12 protein-coding genes and 1 pseudogene are annotated in these 21,199 nt (G+C 72.1%); 1 reads left to right on the top strand and 12 read right to left on the bottom strand.

The genetic code is table 11. From position 1 onward, the window contains the following. Window positions 1–73: 73 nt before the first annotated feature. From QC029_RS12415 to QC029_RS12465, 11 genes and pseudogenes are all read right to left on the bottom strand, one after another. Window positions 74–1,240, bottom strand: coding sequence for an ABC transporter ATP-binding protein (locus QC029_RS12415; RefSeq protein WP_279555662.1), 1,167 nt, complete (start codon window positions 1,238–1,240; stop codon window positions 74–76). A gap of 13 nt (window positions 1,241–1,253) precedes the next feature. Continuing rightward, window positions 1,254–2,318, bottom strand: coding sequence for an ABC transporter ATP-binding protein (locus tag QC029_RS12420; protein ID WP_279555663.1), 1,065 nt, complete (start codon window positions 2,316–2,318; stop codon window positions 1,254–1,256). 10 nt (window positions 2,319–2,328) lie between these two features. Continuing rightward, on the bottom strand, window positions 2,329–3,306 hold the full coding sequence (locus QC029_RS12425) for an ABC transporter permease (protein WP_279555664.1): 978 nt from the start codon (window positions 3,304–3,306) through the stop codon (window positions 2,329–2,331). A 116-nt stretch (window positions 3,307–3,422) separates the two neighbouring features. Further along, a complete protein-coding gene (locus QC029_RS12430; protein ID WP_279555665.1) occupies window positions 3,423–5,219 on the bottom strand; it encodes an ABC transporter substrate-binding protein in 1,797 nt (598 codons plus the stop codon). Window positions 5,220–5,318: 99 nt separating this feature from the next. Further along, a complete protein-coding gene (locus QC029_RS12435; RefSeq protein ID WP_279555666.1) occupies window positions 5,319–6,359 on the bottom strand; it encodes an ABC transporter permease in 1,041 nt (346 codons plus the stop codon). 845 nt (window positions 6,360–7,204) lie between these two features. Further along, a complete protein-coding gene (typA, locus tag QC029_RS12440; protein WP_279555667.1) occupies window positions 7,205–9,112 on the bottom strand; it encodes a translational GTPase TypA in 1,908 nt (635 codons plus the stop codon). 433 nt (window positions 9,113–9,545) lie between these two features. Then, window positions 9,546–11,312, bottom strand: a pseudogene (locus tag QC029_RS12445) (SpoIIE family protein phosphatase); the annotation flags it as partial. A gap of 399 nt (window positions 11,313–11,711) precedes the next feature. Next, on the bottom strand, window positions 11,712–14,234 hold the full coding sequence (locus tag QC029_RS12450; protein ID WP_279555668.1) for a SpoIIE family protein phosphatase: 2,523 nt from the start codon (window positions 14,232–14,234) through the stop codon (window positions 11,712–11,714). 89 nt (window positions 14,235–14,323) lie between these two features. After that, on the bottom strand, window positions 14,324–14,551 hold the full coding sequence (locus tag QC029_RS12455) for an SPOR domain-containing protein (protein WP_279555669.1): 228 nt from the start codon (window positions 14,549–14,551) through the stop codon (window positions 14,324–14,326). A gap of 178 nt (window positions 14,552–14,729) precedes the next feature. Next, window positions 14,730–15,482 carry a GntR family transcriptional regulator gene (locus tag QC029_RS12460; protein WP_279555670.1) on the bottom strand — a complete coding sequence of 251 codons (753 nt, stop codon included), beginning with the start codon at window positions 15,480–15,482 and terminating at the stop codon, window positions 14,730–14,732. Window positions 15,483–15,690: 208 nt separating this feature from the next. Continuing rightward, entirely contained in the window at window positions 15,691–17,274 is a 1,584-nt protein-coding gene (locus QC029_RS12465; RefSeq protein ID WP_279555672.1) for a S8 family peptidase, read from the bottom strand. A gap of 328 nt (window positions 17,275–17,602) precedes the next feature. Between QC029_RS12465 and QC029_RS12470 the strand changes: the two genes are divergently transcribed. Continuing rightward, window positions 17,603–18,226, top strand: coding sequence for a M23 family metallopeptidase (locus QC029_RS12470; RefSeq protein ID WP_279555673.1), 624 nt, complete (start codon window positions 17,603–17,605; stop codon window positions 18,224–18,226). An 81-nt stretch (window positions 18,227–18,307) separates the two neighbouring features. On the opposite strand, the gene QC029_RS12475 is transcribed toward QC029_RS12470, so the two are convergent. After that, window positions 18,308–21,196, bottom strand: coding sequence for a BTAD domain-containing putative transcriptional regulator (locus tag QC029_RS12475; RefSeq protein WP_279555674.1), 2,889 nt, complete (start codon window positions 21,194–21,196; stop codon window positions 18,308–18,310). Between the last annotated feature and the right edge of the window lie 3 nt (window positions 21,197–21,199).

Consider the following 21,199-nt stretch of genomic DNA (forward strand, 5'->3'; position numbering starts at 1 on the left):
GCGTGGCCGCCCGCCCCGCCACGGTCGCGGCCCGCACGGGCCGCGGCGGCACCCGTGGGCGTCCGGCCGGATGTCAGGACTGGTCGGCGACCTTGCCGCCCGGGCCGGAGACCTCTCCGTTCACGCCCTCGGTCTTGCCCTCCATCGCGGCCAGACCGGGGTCGAGGACGATCTCCTTGCCGCCCTCGATGGTGCCCTCCTCCGGGAAGTGGCACGCCGTCAGGTGACCCTCGGTGTTGCCCTCGATCCGCACCAGCGGCGGCACCTCCGTCGCGCACTTGTCCTGCGCCTTCCAGCAGCGGGTGCGGAAGCGGCAGCCGGACGGCGGCGAGATGGGGGACGGCACGTCGCCGGCGAGGCGGATGCGCTCGCGGCCCTCGGTCTCGTCCTCGTCCCGCAGCACCGCCTCGGGCACGGCGGACAGCAGCGCGTGGGTGTACGGGTGCCGCGGCCGGGTGTAGATCGACTCGCGGTCGCCGACCTCCACGATCTTGCCGAGGTACATCACCGCGACGCGCTGCGAGAAGTGCCGGACGATCGCCAGGTCGTGGGCGATGAAGACGAACGCGATGCCCATCTCCCGCTGCACCTGCTGGAGCAGGTTGACGACCTGCGCCTGGATGGAGACGTCCAGGGCGGAGACCGGCTCGTCGGCCACGATCAGCTTCGGCTCCAGCGCCAGCGCGCGGGCGACGCCGATGCGCTGGCGCTGACCGCCGGAGAACTCGTGCGGGAAGCGGTTGTAGTGCTCGGGGTTGAGGCCGACGATCTCCAGCAGCTCGCGGACCCGCTTCTCGCGGCCCCCGGGCGGGTTGATGCCGTTGATCTCCATCGGCCCGCCGATGATCTTGCCGACCGTCTGGCGCGGGTTCAGCGAGGAGTACGGGTCCTGGAAGATCATCTGGATCTCGGACCGGACCGGCGCCAGCGCCTTGCGCTTGGCGTGGGTGATGTCCTGGCCCCGGTAGCTGATCGTGCCGCCCGTCGGCTCCAGCAGGCGGGTCAGCAGCCGGCCGGTGGTGGACTTGCCGCAGCCGGACTCGCCGACGAGGCCGAAGCTCTCACCCGCGTGCACGGTCATGTCGATCCCGTCCACGGCCTGGACCGCGCCGACGGTCCGCTTGATCGGGAAGCCGCCCTTGATCGGGAAGTGCTTGGTCAGCCCCTTGACCTCCATCAGGGGCTCGCCTGTGCCCACGGCCGGGTCCGCCGGCCTGGTCAGGGTGAGTTCGTCGCTCATGTCTCGTTGCTCCCTAGCCCAGCCGGGGCTTGATCTGCTCGATGAAGTAGGTCCGCTTCTGCTCCGGGGTCAGGTGGCAGGCGGCTCCGCGGCCCTCGGGCAGCAGAGGCCTGTCGCCGACGCACGACACGCCGCCGGGGACCTTGTCCTTGAAGTCGCAGCGCGGGTGGAAGGCGCAGCCCGACGGCGGGTTGAGCAGGCTGGGCGGGGTGCCCTCGATCGGCCGGAGCTTCTGGTGCACGTCACCGCCGAGCCGGGGCATCGAGCTGAGCAGGCCCCAGGTGTACGGGTGCTGGGGAGCCCTCAGCACCTCACCGGTGGTGCCCCGCTCCACCGCCCGGCCGCCGTACATCACCATGATGTCGTCGGCCATGTTGGCGATCACGCCGAGGTCGTGGGTGATGAAGATGATCGCCGACCCGAACTCCTGCTGGAGGTCCTTGAGCAGGTCGAGGATCTGGGCCTGGACGGTGACGTCCAGGGCGGTGGTCGGCTCGTCCGCGATCAGCAGGTCCGGGTTGCACACCAGCGCCATGGCGATCATCGCGCGCTGCCGCATGCCGCCCGAGAACTGGTGCGGGTAGTCGTCGACCCGGGACTTGGGGTGGGGGATGCCCACCTTCTCCAGCATCTCGATGGCGCGCTCGCGCGCCTCGCGCTTGGAGACGCCCGTGTGCTTGCGGTAGGGCTCGCTGATCTGGCGGCCGATGGTGTAGTACGGCGAGAGCGCGGTCAGCGGATCCTGGAAGATCATCGCCATCTTGTTGCCGCGCAGGCCCTCCAGGGTCTTCTCGGAGGCGCCGGTCAGCTCCTGCCCGTCCAGCGTGATCTCGCCGGTGATCTCCGTGGACCGCGGGTTGTGCAGGCCCAGGATGGCGAGGTTGGTGACCGACTTCCCGGAGCCGGACTCGCCGACGATGCCGAGGGTCTTGCCGCGCTCCACGTCGAAGGAGAGGTCGTTCACGGCCTTGACGATGCCGTCCTCGGTGGAGAACCGGACGTTGAGGTCGCGAACCGAGAGGAAGGAACCCGCCCCGGTCGGGGACGGCGCGCCCTCGGTCTTGGTGAGTGTGGTCACGGTCGTTCTCCTAGGACAGACGCACACGCGGGTCGATGAAACCGTACACGGCGTCCACGACGAGGTTGCAGAGCAGGATGAAGGCGGCGCTGACCAGCATGACGCCCATGGTCAGGGGCAGGTCCTTGTAGAGGACCGAGTCGACGGCCAGGCGCCCGACGCCGGCGAGGCTGAAGGTCAGCTCCGTCACGATCGCGCCGCCGAGCAGCGCGCCCAGGTCGATGCCCAGGATCGTGACGATCGGGGTCAGCGAGCCGCGCCAGGCGTAGCGGAAGAAGACGTACCGCTCGGACATGCCCTTGGCCTTCGCCGTGCGGACGTGGTCCTCCTGCATCTGCTCGATCAGGGTGGACCGCGACATACGGGTGTAGTTCGCGGTGAAGATCAGGGACATCACGAACCACGGGATCAGCAGGCCGACGAACCAGGCCGCCGGATTCTCCGTGAACGGCACGTACTTCGGGGCCGACAGCCAGCCGGTGCTGTAGACCAGCGCCCCCAGCACGATCGGGCCCAGGAAGTAGATCTGCATCGAGCTGAGGACCAGCGAGGCGGAGCTGAAGGCCTTGTCGACCATCGTGCCCTTGTTGCGGGCGGCGATCATGCCGGCGCCGAGGCCGAGCGTGAGGAAGAGGACGAGGCCGCCGAGGGTGAGGGAGATGGTCAGGGGCAGCCGGTCGATGATCGTGTCCCACACCATCCGGTCGTCGTTGAACGACACGCCGAAGCAGGGGGCGTCGCAGTGACCGACGGCGAAGTCCCGCCCTGCCACGATGCCCTTCATGAACTCCCAGTACTGCACCGTGATCGGTTTGTCCAGCCCGAGGTTCTGGTGAATGATCGCCAGGTTCTCCGGGGTGCAGTTCTTGCCGCACGCCAGCAGGGCCGGGTCCTGCGGGATGGCGAAGAACATGGCGAAGGTGAAGGCACTGATGAGGATCAGGATGACGAAGGCGCCGACCGACCGGCGAAGGAGGAATTTAAACATGGTGGTTCGCAGCTCTCAGCACGGCGACAACGACGACGGGGGTGGGACGTGCGAAGCGGAAGCCCGTGGGTGGGTCCCCGGGGGGTTCTCCCCCGGGGACCCACCTCATGAGCCGGTTACTTCTTCAGGTACAGCTGGGAGAGGTCGATGTAGCTCTTGACCGTGCCGTACCGGGCGCCACCGACGTTGGAGCCGTAGATCTGCAGCTGCTTGGTGTAGTACAGCGGAGCGGCCGGGTTGACCTCTTCCACGATGTACTTGTGCAGCTCGACCCACTCCTTGGTGGCTTCCTCCGGGTCCTGGATCTTGGAGATCCGGTCGATCTCGCTGTTGACCTTCTTGTCGTTGATGTGCGAGTAGTTCGACGCGCCGTCGGCGATCTGGTCACCGTCGTACACCGGCGGGATGACGGTGGAGGCGGACGGCCAGTCCTGGCCCCAGCCGGTCATGTAGATGTCCAGGCCGTTGTCGACCTTGCCGACCTGCTCGTACCAGGTGGCCTGGTCGATGTCCTTCTTCTGGACGTCGAAGCCGGCCTTCTCCAGGGCGGTCTCGATGATGACGGCCTGCTTCTGGCGGTGCGGGACGTTGGCGTAGGCGTAGGTGAGCTTCATGCCCTCCTTGCCCGCTTCCTTCAGGAGCTGCTTGGCCTTCTCGATGTCGCCGTTGGGCTTGTCGAGCTTGCCGTACGGGTCGTAGCCGTCCTCGTAGCCCGGCAGGGTCGGGGCGAGCAGGCCGCCGGCCGGCTCACCGGCGTAGGAGCCGCCGTCGGGGCGCAGGATCTGGCCGTTGGGCAGCGCGTGGGTGATCGCGTCGCGGACCTTCTTGTCCTTGAGGCGGTCCATGTTCATGTTGAGCTGCCACACGTAGGGCTGGTAGCCCTTGATCGTGCGGTCGTCGGCCTCTTCGATGACCTGCTTGATCTTGGTGGAGTCCACCGAGCCGCTCAGCTGGATGGCGTTGGCCGACTCGCCGCGGTCGGCGAGGATGCGCTCGGTCTGGTCCGCGCGGCTGTGGTTGAACGTGATGTTCCAGCCGTCCACGTACTGGTGGCGGGCGGGGTCCGTCTTCGGGTCCCACTCGGTGTTCCTGACCAGCTTCATGGACTTGCCGGGCTTGAAGTCCGCGATCTTGTACGGACCGAGGGCCACGGGCTTCTGGTCGTACTTCGCCTTGGTGTCGTCCTCTTCGGGGACGATGGAGTAGCCCGGCATCGCGAGCGCCTGCGGCAGGTCGGGCTGCGCGGTCTCGAAGTGGAAGACGATCGTCTTCTCGTCCGGGGTCTCCAGGACGGAGTCGGGCAGGTGCTTGCCCTCGTACGGACCGTCGGGCAGGGCGTCGCGGTAGCCGGGGCCGCCGGACAGCCACTGCTGGATGTAGGTCGGGCCGTCGGTGATGTGCTTGGCGTACAGGCGCTCGATGGTGTGGCGGACGTCCTTGGAGGTGATCGGGTCACCTTCCTGGTCCTTGATGCCGTCCTTGAGCGTGTACGTCCAGGTCTTGCCGCCGTCGGACTGCTTGCCGGAGTCGGTGGCGAGGTCGCCCACGACGGTCAGGCTGCCGTCCTCGGCCTGCGTGTAGGTGGTCAGACCGCGGTGGATGAGGGTGGAGAGCTGGCCGGCGTCACTGACGTAGATCTGGCCCGGGTCCAGGTGGGAGAAGTCGTCCTCCTGGTAGACCCGGATCGTGCCCCCCTCCTTGGCGCCCTCGACGGCCTTGGCCGGGCCCTTGGAGGCGGCGGCGTCGCCGAACTCGACCGCCATGGACTGGGCCTTGGCGGCCTCCTTGTCCTTGGCGCTCTCCTCGCTCTTGTTGCCGTTGTCGCTGCCGCCGCCGCAGCCGGTCAGCACCAGCGAGCCGGCGGCGAGGGCGATGAGTGCGCCTCGCAGTGAGCGCGATCGGATGGGATTCATGATGCTTGTGCACCTGCCTGTCAGTTGGGATCCGTCTGCTGCCCTGTCGCCTCCGGTCACCCGGCTGCGGGGGTGGCAGCCCCCCTCAGGTGGACGTGATCAGCGTCCGGACTTGGGGTCGAAGGCGTCCCGCACGGAGTCGCCGAGAAGGTTGAAGGCCACCACGAAGACCACCATGGCGATGCCGGGGAAGAACATGTACGTCGGGTCTTCCTGGTAGATCGTGGCGGCGGTCCGGAACATGCGCCCCCAGTCCGGCGTCGGCTCCACGTAGCCCACGCCCACGTAGGACAGGAAGGCCACGGAGAGGATCGTCGAGGGAAGCATGTAGGTGGCCTGCACCAGGATCGGGGTGACCAGGTTCGGCAGCAGCTCCTTGCGGATGATCCGCCAGGGCGAAGCCCCCGAGACCTTGGCGGCCTCCACGAACTCGCGTTCGCGCAGGGTGAGGGCCTGGCTGCGCACCAGGCGCGCCATGCCCATCCAGCCGAGGAGCCACAGGACGACGATGATCGCGGACGCCCGGACATAGACCGGGGTCTCGTCGGTGGGCGACACGAAGACGGCCACCACCACGGGCATCGCCGCGATCAGGGTGAGCTGGCTGGGGAGGGCCATCATGAAGTCGGTGACCCGGCCGATCCAGTAGTCGACCTTGCCGCCGAAGTAGCCGCCGATCAGACCGATCAGCACGCCGGTGATCACCATGAGGATCGTCACCGGAAGAGCGGTGTACAGCGACGTCCGCATGCCGTACAGCAGCTGCATGAAGACGTCGCGGCCGAGCTCGGGCTCGATGCCGAACCAGAACTCGGAGGACATGCCTCCGTTGGGGCCGGCGGGGAAGCCGAACTCGTCCAGCAGCTCGTACCGCTCCTGTCCGTACAGCGTGTACGGGTCCTTGCCGTAGAGCCAGGAGATCACCGGTGCGAGGGCGGCGATCAGGAAGAAGAAGATCACCACGAAAGCACTGATCACACCGGTGCGGTCGCGCTTGAAGCGCAGCCACATCAGCTGGCCGGGTGAACGGCCGGTGAGCTGGCCGCCGCCGTTGCCGGCGGCCGACTCTTTGCTCAGGCTCTCGGCATCCGGGCCAGGGTTGTCGGCCTGGGCTGTCGCAGCCTGGGTTGGACTCGTCATCGCGTTGCGCCCCCGCGCTGTGGGTGTTGGCGGAACCCGCTCTTTCGTCGGCACTGGGAAATGCCGTGGGCTGAGCGGACTTTTGCAATCGGTTCCCAGCTCAGTCAAGAGGTCTTGGCCCTCAGTTGGCCACGCTCCGCACATCTTGAGCGAAGGTTTTGCAGATTGAGGTCCCAGCGTGCTTGACAAGGTCACGAAGAGTCGGACATATGGCTACTTTGGCCCCATAAAGACTTAATGAATCCGCAACCTAGCTGTCGCTACGCCGATATACGAACGCGTCGTTCTGAACTGCGTACGGACGCCCGGTGACCTGTGTGCGGACCGGAGACCGCGCCCCGCGCGAGTGGACACGCGTAGACCTCACCCGCCCCCGCAGCCCTTCCGGTCGTCGCATTCGCAAATGAACGATCGTTCACGGAGACGCCCCGGCACCGGACGGCGGCCGGGCGGGGAGGCCCGGCGGAACCAGCGATTCCACCGAGTGCCCGCGCGCCCCCTCGGGCGCCTTCGGGGCCCGCTCCCACACGCCGGGAGGGGCGGGGCAGCCCCCGGCTCCGGGGCGCCTCCGCGCGGGCGCGGGGCACCGCCGCTGCCGGAGCGGAAGGAACGGCTCCGCTCATGGGCGCCTCCTCGGGTTCCTGGATTTCTCTTTCCGGAGCCATATCACCCCATAAGAGACTTTTCTCGGCGCTACGCCGACCGGCCCCGGGAAGGGCCGCCCCGGTCCTCCGGATGCCGGACGACCCGGCCCGCGCCGGCCGGGCCCCGCGGCCCCGGGGGGCGCGAAGGGGCGCCCGGACCGGTGCGGTCCGGGCGCCCCTTCGGTTCTGGCGGGACGGGCCTCAGGCGTGCTTGGCCCGGGAGGCGGCGCGGGCGCGCTCCTTCTGGTCGAGGACGACCTTGCGGATGCGCACGGCCTCCGGGGTCACCTCCACGCACTCGTCGTCGCGGCAGAACTCCAGGGACTGCTCCAGCGACAGCTTGCGCGGCGGGACGATCGACTCCGCCACGTCGGCGGTCGAGGACCGCATGTTGGTGAGCTTCTTCTCCTTGGTGATGTTCACGTCCATGTCGTCGGAGCGCGAGTTCTCACCGACGATCATGCCCTCGTACACCTCGGTGCCCGGCTCCACGAAGAGCACCCCGCGCTCCTGGAGGTTGGTCATCGCGAAGGCGGTGACGGACCCGGAGCGGTCCGCGACGAGCGAGCCGTTGTTGCGGGTCTTCAGCTCGCCGAACCACGGCTCGTGGCCCTCGTGGATGGAGTGGGCGATGCCCGTGCCGCGGGTCTGCGTCAGGAACTCCGTGCGGAAGCCGATCAGGCCCCGGGACGGGACGACGAACTCCAGGCGCACCCAGCCCGAGCCGTGGTTGGACATGTTGTCCATCCGGCCCTTGCGGGTGCCCATGAGCTGGGTGACGGCGCCCATGTGCTCCTCGGGCACGTCGATGGTGAGGCGCTCGACCGGCTCGTGGACCTTGCCGTCGACCTCCTTGGTCACCACCTGCGGCTTGCCGACGGTCAGCTCGTAGCCCTCCCGGCGCATCGTCTCCACCAGGATGGCCAGCGCCAGCTCGCCGCGGCCCTGCACCTCCCAGGCGTCGGGGCGCTCGGTGTCCAGCACGCGCAGCGAGACGTTGCCGATCAGCTCGCGGTCGAGGCGGTCCTTGACCTGGCGGGCGGTGACCTTGCGGTCCTTGACGGCCGCCTTGGCGTCCGCGCCCTTGCCGGTGCCGCCGCGGCCGACCAGCGGCGAGGTGTTGGTGCCGATGGTCATGGAGATCGCCGGCTCGTCCACGGTGATCAGCGGCAGGGCCACCGGGTTCTCCGGGTCGGCCAGCGTCTCGCCGATGGTGATGTCCGGGATGCCGGCGACGGCGCAGATGTCGCCCGGGCCGGCCTTCTCGGCGGGCTTGCGGGTCAGCGCCTCCGTCATCAGCAGCTCGGTGATGCGCACGTTCTGGACCGTGCCGTCGCGCTTCATCCACGCCACCGTCTGGCCCTTGCGCAGCTCGCCCTGGGCGACGCGCAGCAGCGCGATGCGGCCGAGGAAGTTGTCGGCGTCGAGGTTGGTGACGTGGGCCTGGAGCGGGGCCTCCTCGTCGTACGAGGGGGCCGGGACCGTCTCCAGCAGGGTGGAGAAGAACGGCTCCAGGCTGTCGCTGTCGGCCGGGACGGTGCCGTCCTCCGGCTTGGTCAGCGAGGCGACGCCGTCGCGGGCGCAGGCGTAGACGATCGGGAACTCGATCTGGTCCTCGTCCGCGTCCAGGTCCAGGAAGAGGTCGTAGGTCTCGTCGACGACCTCGGCGATCCGGGAGTCGGGGCGGTCGGTCTTGTTGATGCACAGGATGACCGGCAGCCGCGCCTGGAGCGCCTTGCGCAGCACGAAGCGGGTCTGCGGCAGCGGGCCCTCGGAGGCGTCCACCAGCAGCACCACCGCGTCCACCATGGACAGGCCGCGCTCGACCTCGCCGCCGAAGTCGGCGTGGCCGGGGGTGTCGATGATGTTGATGGTGACGGGGGCGCCGCCGTCCTTGGGGTGGTACTTGACCGCGGTGTTCTTGGCGAGAATGGTGATGCCCTTCTCGCGCTCCAGGTCGTTGGAGTCCATCACGCGGTCGTCCACCTGGTCGAGCTGGTGGGCGGCGAAGGCGCCGGCCTGCTTGAGCATGGCGTCGACCAGGGTGGTCTTGCCGTGGTCGACGTGGGCGACGATGGCGACGTTACGGATGTCGTGGCGCGTGGGCATACTGGGGGCGCTTCTCCCGGAATCGTGGATGGCGACGCGACCGGTCCGTCGCGCGCCCGCCGGGCTGATCATCGCCACGGCCTGTCATCTCTCCATGGTACGGGCCCGGCGCCGGTGTACGGGGCGCGGCGGCCCCGTACGGCCCCCGCACCGCACCGTCCGCGACGGTACGCCGCTCCCGTGTCCGCCCGGTGACGGCGGGGTGACCGCCCGCTGGCCGGGCACTTCGCCCCTCCCGCGGGGCCGGTGCGGCGCCCCTGGCGGAGGACGTGTGACGCGCGACACTCCGTTCTCCGGACACCGTGTGGATGGCGCATGGATGCCGCTTGGACACCGCGTGGATGCCGCATGGATGGCACCTGGACACCGCCCGAATACCGCCCGGGCACCGTCCGGGTGGTGCCCGGACGCGGGCCGGGGCGCCGCGGGCCCGTCAGAACAGGCTCAGCAGGGCCTCGGCCGAGTCCGGGGGCTTGGGCTCCCCGTCCTGCGGGAGGCTGAGCTCGAACCAGACCGTCTTGCCCCGGGGGGTGCGGCGGCTGCCCCAGCCCGCCGAGAGCAGGTCGACCAGTTGCAGGCCGCGTCCGCCCTCGTCGGTGTCGCGGGCGCGGCGGCGGCGCGGCTGCACCAGGCCCGAGTCCCACACCTCGCAGACCAGGGTGCGGTCCAGCAGCAGGCGCAGCCGTATGTCTCCCCCCGGTTCCGCCGGGGGGAACCCCGTACCGTGGCGCAGGGCGTTGGTGACCAATTCGCTGACGAGCAGCTCGGTGGTGTCGCCGAGGTCGTCCAGGTTCCACGCGGCGAGCTGGCGGCGGGCCAGTTCGCGGGCGCGGGCGACCGACTTCGGCTCGGCCGGCAGCCGCCAGTCGCCCACCGACTCGGCGGGCAGCCCCTGGATGCGGGCCAGCAGCAGGGCTATGTCGTCCTCGCCGTGGTGGGTCTCCAGCGCGCCCAGCACCTCGTCGCAGACGTCCTCCAGCGGGCGGTCGGGGCCCGACAGGGTGGTGCGCAGGGCCTGGAGCCCCTCGTCCAGCGGCTGGTAGCGGGACTCGACCAGGCCGTCGGTGTAGAGGGCGAGCAGGGAGCCGTCGGGCAGCTCGACCTCCGTCTCCTCGAAGGGCTCGCCGCCCACCCCCAGGGGCACGCCCCTGGGGACCTCCAGCAGCAGCGCGGACTGCTCGCCGCCGTCGTCGCGCGGCTCGACCAGCACGGGCGGCAGGTGCCCGGCGTTGGCGAAGGCGCAGCGGCGGGTGACGGGGTCGTAGACGGCGTAGACGCAGGTGGCCAGGTACACCTCGGAGAGGTCGGCGGCCCGGCCGGACTGGTCGCCGCGGCCGTCGCGGGAGGCGCCGAGCCCCCGGGCGATCTCGTCCAGGGCGGCCAGCACTTCGGCCGGTTCCAGGTCCAGCAGGGCCAGCGTCCGCACCGCGGTGCGGAGTTCGCCCATGGCCACGGCCGCCCGCAGTCCGCGTCCCATCACGTCGCCGACCACCAGGGCGGTGCGGTGGCCGGGCAGTTCTATGACGTCGAACCAGTCGCCGCCCACCTCGGTGGCCGTACTGCCCGGCAGGTAGCGGCAGGCGATGTCGAGTCCGGCGGCCTCGGGGTCGTCCGGCGGCAGCAGGCTGCGCTGGAGGATGAGCGCGCGCTCGTGCTCCCTGCGGTACAACCGCGCGTTGTCGACGCACACGGCCGCGCGGGCGGCCAACTCCGCGCCGAGCGCGGCGTCCCGCTCCCCGAAGGGCTCGCTGCCCTTGGTGCGGGAGAACTGCACCAGCCCGAGCACCCGGCCGCGCGCGACCATCGGCACGGCGAGGGTGGATTGCACCAGGGTGCCCGTGGCGCGCTGGACGCGGGCGGTGCGCAGCGCGTCGGCGTACGGGGAGCCGGCGGGGTAGCGGTGGACGCTGCCGAGTTCGACGGGATCGGGGTCGGGGGCGCCGCTCGCGTGGTGGCCGAGGGTTATCGGGCCGTCGGAGACGGCGCTGGCGAAGGCCACGCGCCGCAGCGGACGGGTGCCGTCCGGGCCCTCCGGCGCGCGGGGGTCCTCCCCGGAGAACACCTCCGGGTACAGGTCCACGGAGGCCAGGTCGCAGAACTGCGGCACGGCCACGTCGAGGAGCTCGCGGGCGGTGGTGTCCAGATCGAGGGAGTTGCCTATGCGGGCTCCGGCGGCGTTCAGCAGCGCCAGGGCCCGGCGTACGTCGTCCGGCTTTCCCGCCTCGGCTGGAATGTCGTTCAACGCCGCCCCTTCCTGTTCCGGTCCAGCATCCTCCCAGGCGCAGTCCGCCCGGAACACACCGGTCCCGTCCACCGCACGGCCCCGCCATCTCCGGCGGGGACCGGGCCAGTCCCGTTCCCCCTCTCTCCTAACCAGGTGGAGTCGGCTCGAACCACACGCCGCGGCGTGACCGTACGGACCGGGCCCGGCGGCGGCGCCGCGACGAGGAGTGGAGACACGTGGCGTGGCGTGGCGCAATTTTTCCGGTGCTTTCGACACAGCGTCAAGGCGCAGGTGAGGCCGGGATCCCGGCGGCCGGGATGGGATCGAGCCCATAGCCGCCGCCACCGCGCCGCCGCCGTGCCGCCACCGCCGCCGTCAGGACAGGCTCAGTTCGAACCAGACGGTCTTGCCGATCGGGCCGTGCCGGGTCCCCCAGCGGCGCGCGCCGCGGGCGACGAGCTGGATGCCGCGCCCGCCCTCGTCGTCCGCGGTGGCGCTGCGCTCGCGCGGCGGGACGGGCAGCGGGTCGGAAACCTCCACGAGCAGGGAGGTGCCGCGCACCATCCGCACGCCGATGGGGCCGTGGGCGTGGCGCAGGGAGTTGGTGACCAGTTCGCTGACGAGCAGCTCCGTGTCGTCGGCCAGCGCGTTCAGCCCCCAGTCACGCAGGACCGCGCGGACGGCCTCGCGGGCCCGGCGCGCCGCGTACGTCTCGGCGGGGAAGGTCCAGGAGGCGGCGCTGCCCTCGGGGAGGCCGCCGAGCCGGGCCAGCAGCAGCGCGACGTCATCGACGGAGCCCACCGGGCCGGAGGCGGCGGGGGAGCCCCGGCCGCCGGCCTCGGCCCCCGGCTCCAGGCTGCCGAGCACCCGGTCGCAGATGTCCTCCAGGTACGGCTGGGCCGGCAGGCCGCCGAGCAGGGACACCAGGCGGCCCAGGCCCTCGGTGATGTCCTCGCCGCGGTGCTCGATCAGCCCGTCGGTGTACAGGACGAGGACCGCGCCCTCCGCCACGGTCAGGGTCACGGACTCGAACTCCACGCCGCCCACGCCCAGCGGCGCACCGGAGGGCGCCTCGACCGGGATGACGCTCCAGCCGCCGGTGCCGCGGTCGACGAGCAGCAGCGGCGGCACGTGCCCGGCCGTGGCCAGGGTGCACTGGCGGGTGGAGGGGTCGTAGACGGCGTAGACGCAGGTGGCCCAGAGGGGGTCGTCGGGTCCCTGGGCGAGGTCGTCGGCCAGGTCGTTGATGCGGCGCAGCAGTTCGTCGGGCGGCAGGTCGAGTCCGGCCAGGGTGCGCACGGCCGTGCGCAGCCGCCCCATGGTGGCCGCGGCGCGCAGCCCGTGGCCCATCACGTCGCCGACGACGAGGGCGACCCGGCCGCCCGCCAGGGGGATGACGTCGAACCAGTCGCCGCCCGCCTCGGCGTCGGCCTCGGCGCGGCTGCCACCGGGGACGTAGCGGTAGGCGATCTGCACACCGGGCGGCGAGGGCACGTTCTGGGGCAGCAGGCTGCGCTGGAGCATCAGGGCGCTCTCGCGCTCGCGGGCGTAGAGGCGGGCGTTGTCCAGGCTGATGGCGGCGCGCCCGGCCAGCTCCACGGCGAGCGCGAGGTCGTCGCGGTCGAAGGCGGCGCGGCCGTCGGCGCGGCTGAGCACCAGCAGCCCGAGGACGGTGCCGCGGGCGCGCAGCGGGACGACCATCAGGGAGTGGACGCCCAGGTCGAGCGCGGCCTGGACCCTGGGGTCGCCGGGGTAGGTGGCGGAGAGCAGCTCATGCCGGGACATCGCCAGGTGGGGGGTGGCGGAGCTGAGCACGTTGCCGAGGATCGACCCCGCCTCGAAGGCGATGTCCTGGCCGGCCCTCAGCAAGCGCTCCACGGCGGGGCCGCGGTCCTTGGCGGCGGCGCCGAGCTGGAGCAGCGGGGTGTGCGGGGGGTGTCCGGGGCGGGGCAGTTCGCCGCCGGAGGCGACGGCGCTGTGGAGCATCACGCTGGAGTAGTCGGCGAAGCGGGGGACGAGGGCGTTGGCGAGCGTCCTGGCGATCCTGCGGACGTCGAGCAGGTCGCCGAGGGCCACCCCGATGTCGTCCAGGAGCTTCAGCCGCTGGCGGGCGCGCTCGATCTTCTCCATCGCGTCGCGCCGCTCGGTGACGTCCATGACCGTGGAGCTGACGCCGAGGACGCGTCCGTCGGGGCTGGTGAGCCGGCCGTACGACACCGAGCGCCAGCCGTGCCCGTCCGGCGCGGTGAGGACGGTGTCCACGACGGGGCGGCCGGTCTCCAGCACCAGGGACTGGATCTGGGCGAGGTTGTCGGCCATGGAACCCGGCAGGACCTCGTGGAGGGTCCTGCCGAGCATCTCCGCCACCGGCCTCCCGTTGAGCCGGGCGAGGGCCTCGTTGACGCGGACGTAGCGGCGCTCGGTGTCGAAGACGGCGATGCCGAGCGGGGAGGTGGCGAAGAGGGCGTCGAGCGCGGCGAGGTCCTGCTCGACGGCGCGCAGCCGGGAGGTCTCGACGATGTTGGCCAGAATGAACGGTTTGCCGTCGGCGGGGGTGAGCAGGTGGGCCCGGCCCTCGACCTCCACCGTGTGCCCGTGGAGGTGGCGTACGCGGAGTTTGCCGCGCCAGTACTCCTCGTTCCTGAGGGTGGCGTAGATGTCCCCCGGCCGGGCCGGGGCGCCGGAGGGGGAGGCGGTGGGTGCGCCGGTGAGGTAGTCGCCGTAGTGGCGGCCGACCATGCGCTCGCCGGGCCAGCCGAGGATCTCCTCGACCGTGGGGCTCCACAGCAGGATGTAGCCGTCGGTGTCGAACATGACGACGCCGACGCGCAGGGTGTCGAGGAGCGATGTGGTCACGCCCTCGACCGCGCCGTGGAATGCCTTGGGTGGGTCGCTCACACCGTCCTCGTCCGCGCTCGGGCCCTCATCCGGACATCACTGCCCGGACAATAAGGACTAAATGTCCATATACCCGATTGTGCATGCGGTCAGGCGTGATCACCGTCTCCACGGCGCAGGCGCTCGACCAGGTAGCGCCGCTCCCCCGCTCCCCCGTCCGCCCCCTCCGCTCCGGCGCCGCCCGCCCGGTGCCCGCTCAGGCGCTCGGCCATGCCCTGGGCCTCGGCGCGGGTGGCGTAGCGGCCGACGCGGTAGCGGTTGCCGTTCGGATCCTGCCGTATGACCATCCAGGGGAGCGCGGTCCTGCTCTCGCTCATCGCGCGCCCCTCCCGCCCAACGCCCCGCGCCGTGCGCCATCCCCCAACGATCTGCCGGTCTGCATATGCCCGAGCCTACGCCCGGACTTAACTCAGCGCATTCACCTTGGCACAATGCGGCATGGTTTCGGCCACGTGTGCGAGTGGGGACGGCCCCCGGGCGGCGCGCGGGAGCGTCTCAGCGCACGGGGAGGTGGTACACCATGTGGTGGCGGTCCGCGGACACCACCACGTCCGCCGTCTCCACGGGGCGCCCGCCGGCGCGGTACGTCCGCTCGACCACCAGTACGGTGTGCCCCGGCACCCCGCCCAGTTCGAGCATCTCCTCCGCCAGCCCGGGGCGGGCGCCGACCTCCTCCACCACGTTGTCCACGACGATGTCGATGGCCGCCATCCGCTCGACCACCCCGCGCCCCCCGAGCGGTCCCTCCTCGGGCAGCATCACCGGGGTGCGCCCGGTGAGGACCAGCGGTTCCCAGGAGGTGGAGAGCATCACCGGCTCGCCGTCGACGCGGAACAGGTAGCGGGTGCGCATCACCCGCTCCCCCTCCTTGATCCGCAGCCGCTCCGCGACGGCCGGGCTCGCCTCCTCCTGCTCGCTGCGCGACTCCCAGGTGCCGCTCACCCGCTCGTCGGCCTGCTCCTGGCGGAACGGGCCGATCTCGCCGGCCGGCCGGTAGCCGGTGCGGATCACCCCGCGCGGCACGGGCCGCTCGCGCACGTACGTCCCCGACCCGGAGCGGCCCTCGACCAGCCCCTCGGCCATCAGCACCTTGCGGGCCTCCAGCGCGACGGTGTCCGAGACGCCGTACTCCGCGCGGATGCGGGCCTGGGACGGCAGCCGGGTGCGCGGCGGGAGCGTGCCGTCGGCGATCTTCCGGCGGAGATCCCCGGCCACACGCAGATATGCGGGCTGCTCACCGAACGGCACGTGTCCTCCCAACGGCTCGACGGTGCGCAACAGCTTGGCAACGGAACGTTGTAGCTCGCAACAATCGGCCAGGGTTTCACCCGATGTGATGAAGTGCTGTTCAGGGCGGTTTTCGGGCACGGCACCCGGCCCCCACGGCAGGGCCGTGGGGGCCGGGCGGTGCGCGGGGCGGCTCAGGCGTCCGCCGCGGGGCCGGGGCGCCGGCGGATCAGAACTGCAGCGCCCAGGAGTTGATCGTGCCGGTGTCCCACCAGGCGTTGTCGGCGACCCGCAGCTTCCAGGTGCCGTTGGCGGTCTCCGAGGAGGCGTCGACGGTGTAGGTGCCGATCACGTCGTCCGCGCTGCCGCCCGTCCCGTAGTCCTTGAGGCGGTAGGCGGTGCCGTCGGGGGCGACCAGGTCGACCTGGAGGTCACCGCTGTAGGTGTGCCGGATGTCGACCTCGACCCTCAGGTCCGAGGGGGCGTTGCCGCTGATGCCCGAGACGGTGATCGGGGACTCCACGGTGGCGTTGTCGCGGATCGGGTAGTCGGTGGTGTTCTCGAAGCGGCCGACCGGGTCGCCCGGCGGGTCGCCCGGGTCGCCCCCGCCGACGTTCAGCAGCTTGTTCGGGGAGCCGGTGCCGGGGTTGGAGACGGCTCCGGTCACGGCGGCGGAGTCCAGGCCGGCCGCGACCTGGGACGGGGTGGCGCCGGGGTTCTCCCCCAGGTACAGCGCGGCGGCGCCCGCGACGTGCGGCGCGGCCATCGACGTACCGGAGATGGTGTTGGTGGCGCTGTCCGAGGTGTGCCAGGTGGAGGTGATGGACGAGCCCGGCGCGAAGATGTCCAGGATGCTGCCGTAGTTGGAGAAGGAGGAGCGCGCGTCGGAGCTGGTGGTGGAGCCGACGGTGATGGCCTCGGCGACGCGGGCGGGCGAGGAGCCCGACGCGTTGGTGTTGGAGTTGCCCGCGGCCACGGCGTAGGTGACGCCGGAGGCGATGGAGTTGCGCACGGCGGTGTCGAGGGTGGAGTTGGCGCCGCCGCCCAGGCTCATGTTCGCCACGGCGGGCTTGACGGCGTTCCGCGTCACCCAGTCGACGCCCGCGACCACGCCGGAGATGCTCCCGGAGCCGTTGTTGTCCAGCACGCGCACGGCGACGATGTCCGCCTTCTTGGCGACGCCGTGGGAGGCGCCCGCGACCGTGCCGGCCACATGGGTGCCGTGGCCGTTGCCGTCGCCGGCGCTGGTGTCGCCGTCCACGGCGTCGTAGCCGTACCGGGCGCGCCCGCCGAAGTCGCCGTGGCTGATCCGCACGCCGGTGTCGATGATGTAGGCGGTCACGCCCTCACCGGCGGTGTCCGGGTAGGTGTAGCTGCGGTCGAGCGGCAGGGCCCGCTGGTCGATGCGGTCCAGGCCCCACGAGGGCGGGTTGGTCTGGGTGCCGGCGATGGACACCTTCTGGTCCTGCGCCACGGCCTCCACGGCCGGGTCCGCGGCGAGCCTCTTCGCCTCGGCCTCCGTCAGCCGGACGGAGTAGCCGTTGAGCGCCTCGTGGTACGTGCGCTCGATGGTGGCGCCGTACTTCCTCACCAGGGACTTGCCCGCCGGGGAGCCCGAGTCGGCCGCCTCCTCGTCGAGGGTCACGATGTAGCTGCCCTTGATCGCTCCCGGGGCGCCCGCGTTCTGGATCACGCCCTCGGCGGGCGGAGCGGCCGCGGCGGTCGCCGCGGGCGCGAAGCCCATGGCCAGGGCCGCGGCGGTCACCGCGGCCACGTGGGCACGTCTGCGTCGGGTGGGACGCATCGCTGCCATGTGGGGGTCCTCCTCCTGTGGGGTGCGCTGTCGAGGGAATGCGCATGCACATGACAAACCGAGGCACCATGGGTGCGCGATGCCGGAACGATTCGTCGCTCGAAAGATTCGCCGATCCATAGGAAAGGCACAAGGGTGCGTGCACGGAGGACACCGACATGACACATGCCGTCGACACGTTCCCGGCCGGCGGGCGCCGCCCGGTCCGGGCGGGCTCCCGGCGCCGCGCACGGCCGGCCGCCGGCCCCCGGACGAGGCGCGGTGGTTGTATCCGCTTTGTATGCCCGTCCCCTTCAATCGTCCGGTCACCGACCACAAGGGGATGACCATGCAGAGACAGTCCCGTCGGGAGCGCCGGGCACGCCGGATACGCCGGACCGCGGCGGCCGCGAGCGCGGTCGCCGCCCTCACCGCCCTCACCGCCCTCACGGCCACGGCCCCGGCCGCCGTCGCGGTACCGCGGGAGACCTCGCCGACCGCGGTGGAGGCCCTCGCCCGGCCCGACTTCAAGATGCCGTTCGCCTGCGGCCAGACCTGGCGCGGCAGCAACTGGAACGGACACAGCCCGGCGCGCTCGGTCGACTGGAACCACTACGCCGCCGACGGCACCCCGGACGACTTCAGGCGCCGGGTGTTCGCCAGCGCCGGCGGCACGGTCCTCTCCTCGCACTACTCCACCACCACCGGCTACGGCAACACCATCGTGATCGGGCACGGCGACGGCTGGCGGACGCGCTACTCGCACCTGTACGACCGCGAGGTCCAGGAGGGCGACAGGGTCACGGTCGGCCAGCTGATCGGCCGGGTCGGCAAGTCGTCCGCCACGTACACCCTCTCCCCGCACCTGCACTACGAGCAGATCCACGACGGGGCGGTCGTCACCGCGGTCGTCCAGGGCGTCGGGTATCCCGACTACACCACGCGCTACCAGACGAGCACCAACCGGTGCTGAGGTGAGGGGCGCACGGCGGTGCGCGCCGGCCCGGACCGGCCCCCGGCGGGCCGGGCCGCGGCGGGCCGGCGCCGCCGTGCGTCAGCGCGGCGACCTCAGCTTCGCGTCCACGAGGTCGGCCTGCTCGCAGGCGTCGAGCCGGCGCCACGTCGACAGGGAGCGGTGGAAGTAGCGCCTCGCGGTCCGCTCCCGGCCGGTCGCGCGGTGCAGTTCGCCCAGCAGGCAGGCGACACGCGCCTCCGCCCGGCGGTCACCGAGCTGCCGCTGCACGGCGAGCGCGTCGACCAGCAGCGCCGACGCCTGGCCCGCGTCGCCCTGCCGCAGGCACAGCTCCCCGATGCTCTGCTGCACGTAGGCCGCGCAGTGCGTGTCGGCCAGGTCGTCGAAGATGCCGAGCGCGCGCTCCAGTTCGGCCCGCGCGGCGTGCGGTTCGCCGCGCAGTTCGTGCAGGACGGCGATCCGGCGGCGCACCTGTGCCTCGCGGTGCCGGTCGCCGACGTCCCGGGACAGCCCGAGGGCTCCGTCGAGCCACGGCCGCGCGGCCTCCGGGTCCCGCCGCTCCAGCCACACCGAGGCGATCGCGTTGCGCGCGACCGCCTCGCCGTGCGGATCCCCGGCGTCGCCGAACCCGCGCAGCGCCTCGGCGAACGCCTCCAGCGCGGCGTCGAGATCGCCCACGACCCGGTGCACGGATCCGGCCCCCACCGCGGCGACCGCCTCGCCGAACCGGTGCCCGAGCCCGGCGAAGAGGGCGCGCGAGGTGCCGAAGGACTCGAGCGCCTCGGCGTACCGGTCCTGGTAGAGGTGGAGCTGGCCCAGGTTGCGCAGCAGCGCCGCGGCCCGCGCGCCGGACGGGCCGGGCATCGCGTCGAGCACGAGCCGGTGCGTCCGCAGCCAGTCGCCGTAGTGGCCGCGCATGTCGAAGAAGCCCGCCAGCTCGATGGCGAGGTCGGCCGCCCGGGCGACGTGGCCGGATCGCAGCGCGGACTCCACGGCGGCGACGAGGATCCGGCGTTCGGTCTCGAACCACTCGACGGGCCGGGCGCGCACCGCCTGCTCGACCGCGGCGGCCGGCCCGGTCGGCCGGCCCGCCTCCCCCAGCACGCCGAGGAAGCGCGTGGGCATCGCCGCGTTCGCGCAGCGGGCGAGCGCGATCAGGGCGTCGACGACCTGCAGCCGGCGCCGCGGCCACACCCCGGAGCCGTCCGCCTCGCCCAGCTCCCGGGCGTAGCAGCGCAGCAGGTCGTGCATGCGGTAGCGCTGCGACCCGAGCCGGTCGGCGCCCACCGCCTCGACCAGGTGCTCGTCGGCCAGCGTCTCCAGCTCCCCCGCGGCCCCCTCGGAACGGCCCGCCGCCACCGCCACGAGCCACCCCGCCACCGCGTCGCCGGTCAGCTGCCCGAAGGCCCGGAAGACCGTCGCCGCCCGCTCGGGCAGGTGCCGGTGGCTCAGCTCCGCGCTCGCCCGTACCTCCATCTCGCCCGTTCGGAGCTGGTCCAGCCGTCCGCGCTCGTCGTCCAGGAGGTCGGCCAGGGTGCCGACGGTCCAGCCCGGCCGGTTCGCCAGGCGGGAGCCGGCGATCCGCACGGCCAGCGGCAGCGAGCCGCAGCCCGTGAGCACCCGGTCGGCGTCGGCTTCCGCCGGGCGCAGCCGGTCCGGGCCGACGATCGCGCCGAGGAGCGCGCGGGCCTCGTCGCGTCGCATCACGCCGATGGGGAAGTGACGGGCCGGCAGCCCCGGCATGCGGCGGCGCGAGCTGACGAGCACCGCCGACCCGCCGGTGCCCGGAAGCAGGGGCCGCACCTGCGCACCGCCCGCGGCGTCATCGAGCACGACGAGGAACCGCCGCTGGGCCAGGCGCGAGCGGAACAGCGCGGCCCGCTCCCCCAGCCCGCCGGGAACGGCGCCGTCGATGACGCCGAGTCCCCGCAGCATCTCGGCCAGGACGTCGGCCGGCTCGCGCGGCCGGTCGCTCATCCCGCCCAGGTCGACGAAGAGCTGTCCGTCGGGGAAGGCGTGGCGCACGCGGTGCGCCACATGGACCGCCAGGGTGGACTTCCCCGAACCCGGCGGGCCCGACAGGACCGCCACGACCGGCTGCCGGCCGGCCGCCGACAGCAGTCCCTCCAGCGCGGCGACCTCCTCGGCGCGGCCGGTGAAGTCCGGCACGTCCATCGGCAGCTGGCACACCGGCGCGGGCGGCGCCGTGCGGCGCCGCGCGGCGTATCCGTTGACCTCCTCCCCGGTGCCGCGCAGGGACGCGCCCGGCTCGGCGCCGAGTTCGGCGGCGAGGATCCGCTCGGCCTGCGCGTACGCGGCCCGGGCCTCGACGGTGCGGCCCGCTCCGTGCAGCGCGCGCACCAGCATCTGCCACAGGTCCTCGCGCAACGGGTCCTCGGCGAGCCGGGACCGCAGTTCCGCGACCAGCGGCGCGTAGTCCCCCATGCGCAGCCGCACGTCGAGGCATTCGCCGACCGCGGCCGACCGCGCCTCCTCGGCCCGGGTGACCGCCGGATCCCACACCACGCTGGAGGGCACGTCCTGCAGCACGGTGCCGCGCCAGAGGCCGAGGGCCGATTCGTAGCGGCTCAGCGCGGCGGCGTCGTCGCCGCGGTCGCGCTCCTCACGGGCCCTCTCCAGCCGCTTCCCGAAGAGGGTCAGGTCGACGTCGGCGGGGTCGACGTCGAACGTGTAGCCCGACGGCCGGGTGCTCAGCCCGCCGGCGGCGACCCCCGCCTCCGACAGCGCCCGGCGGAGCGCGCGCACGTACGTACGGACGTTGGCGACCGCGGAACGGGGCGCGCCGCCGGGCCACAGGACCTCGACCAGCAGGTCGAGCGAGACGAAGCCCCCGGGCTGCAGCAGCAGCGTGGCGAGGACCGCCCTCGGCTTGGGGCCGCCGATGCGGACCGGAGCGCCGTACACCCGTACCCGGAGCGGCCCCAGCACTCCGAACGTCGGATCCCCCATCGA

The sequence above is a fragment of the Streptomyces sp. DH37 genome (assembly GCF_029813835.1).
Lineage (GTDB): Bacteria > Actinomycetota > Actinomycetes > Streptomycetales > Streptomycetaceae > Streptomyces.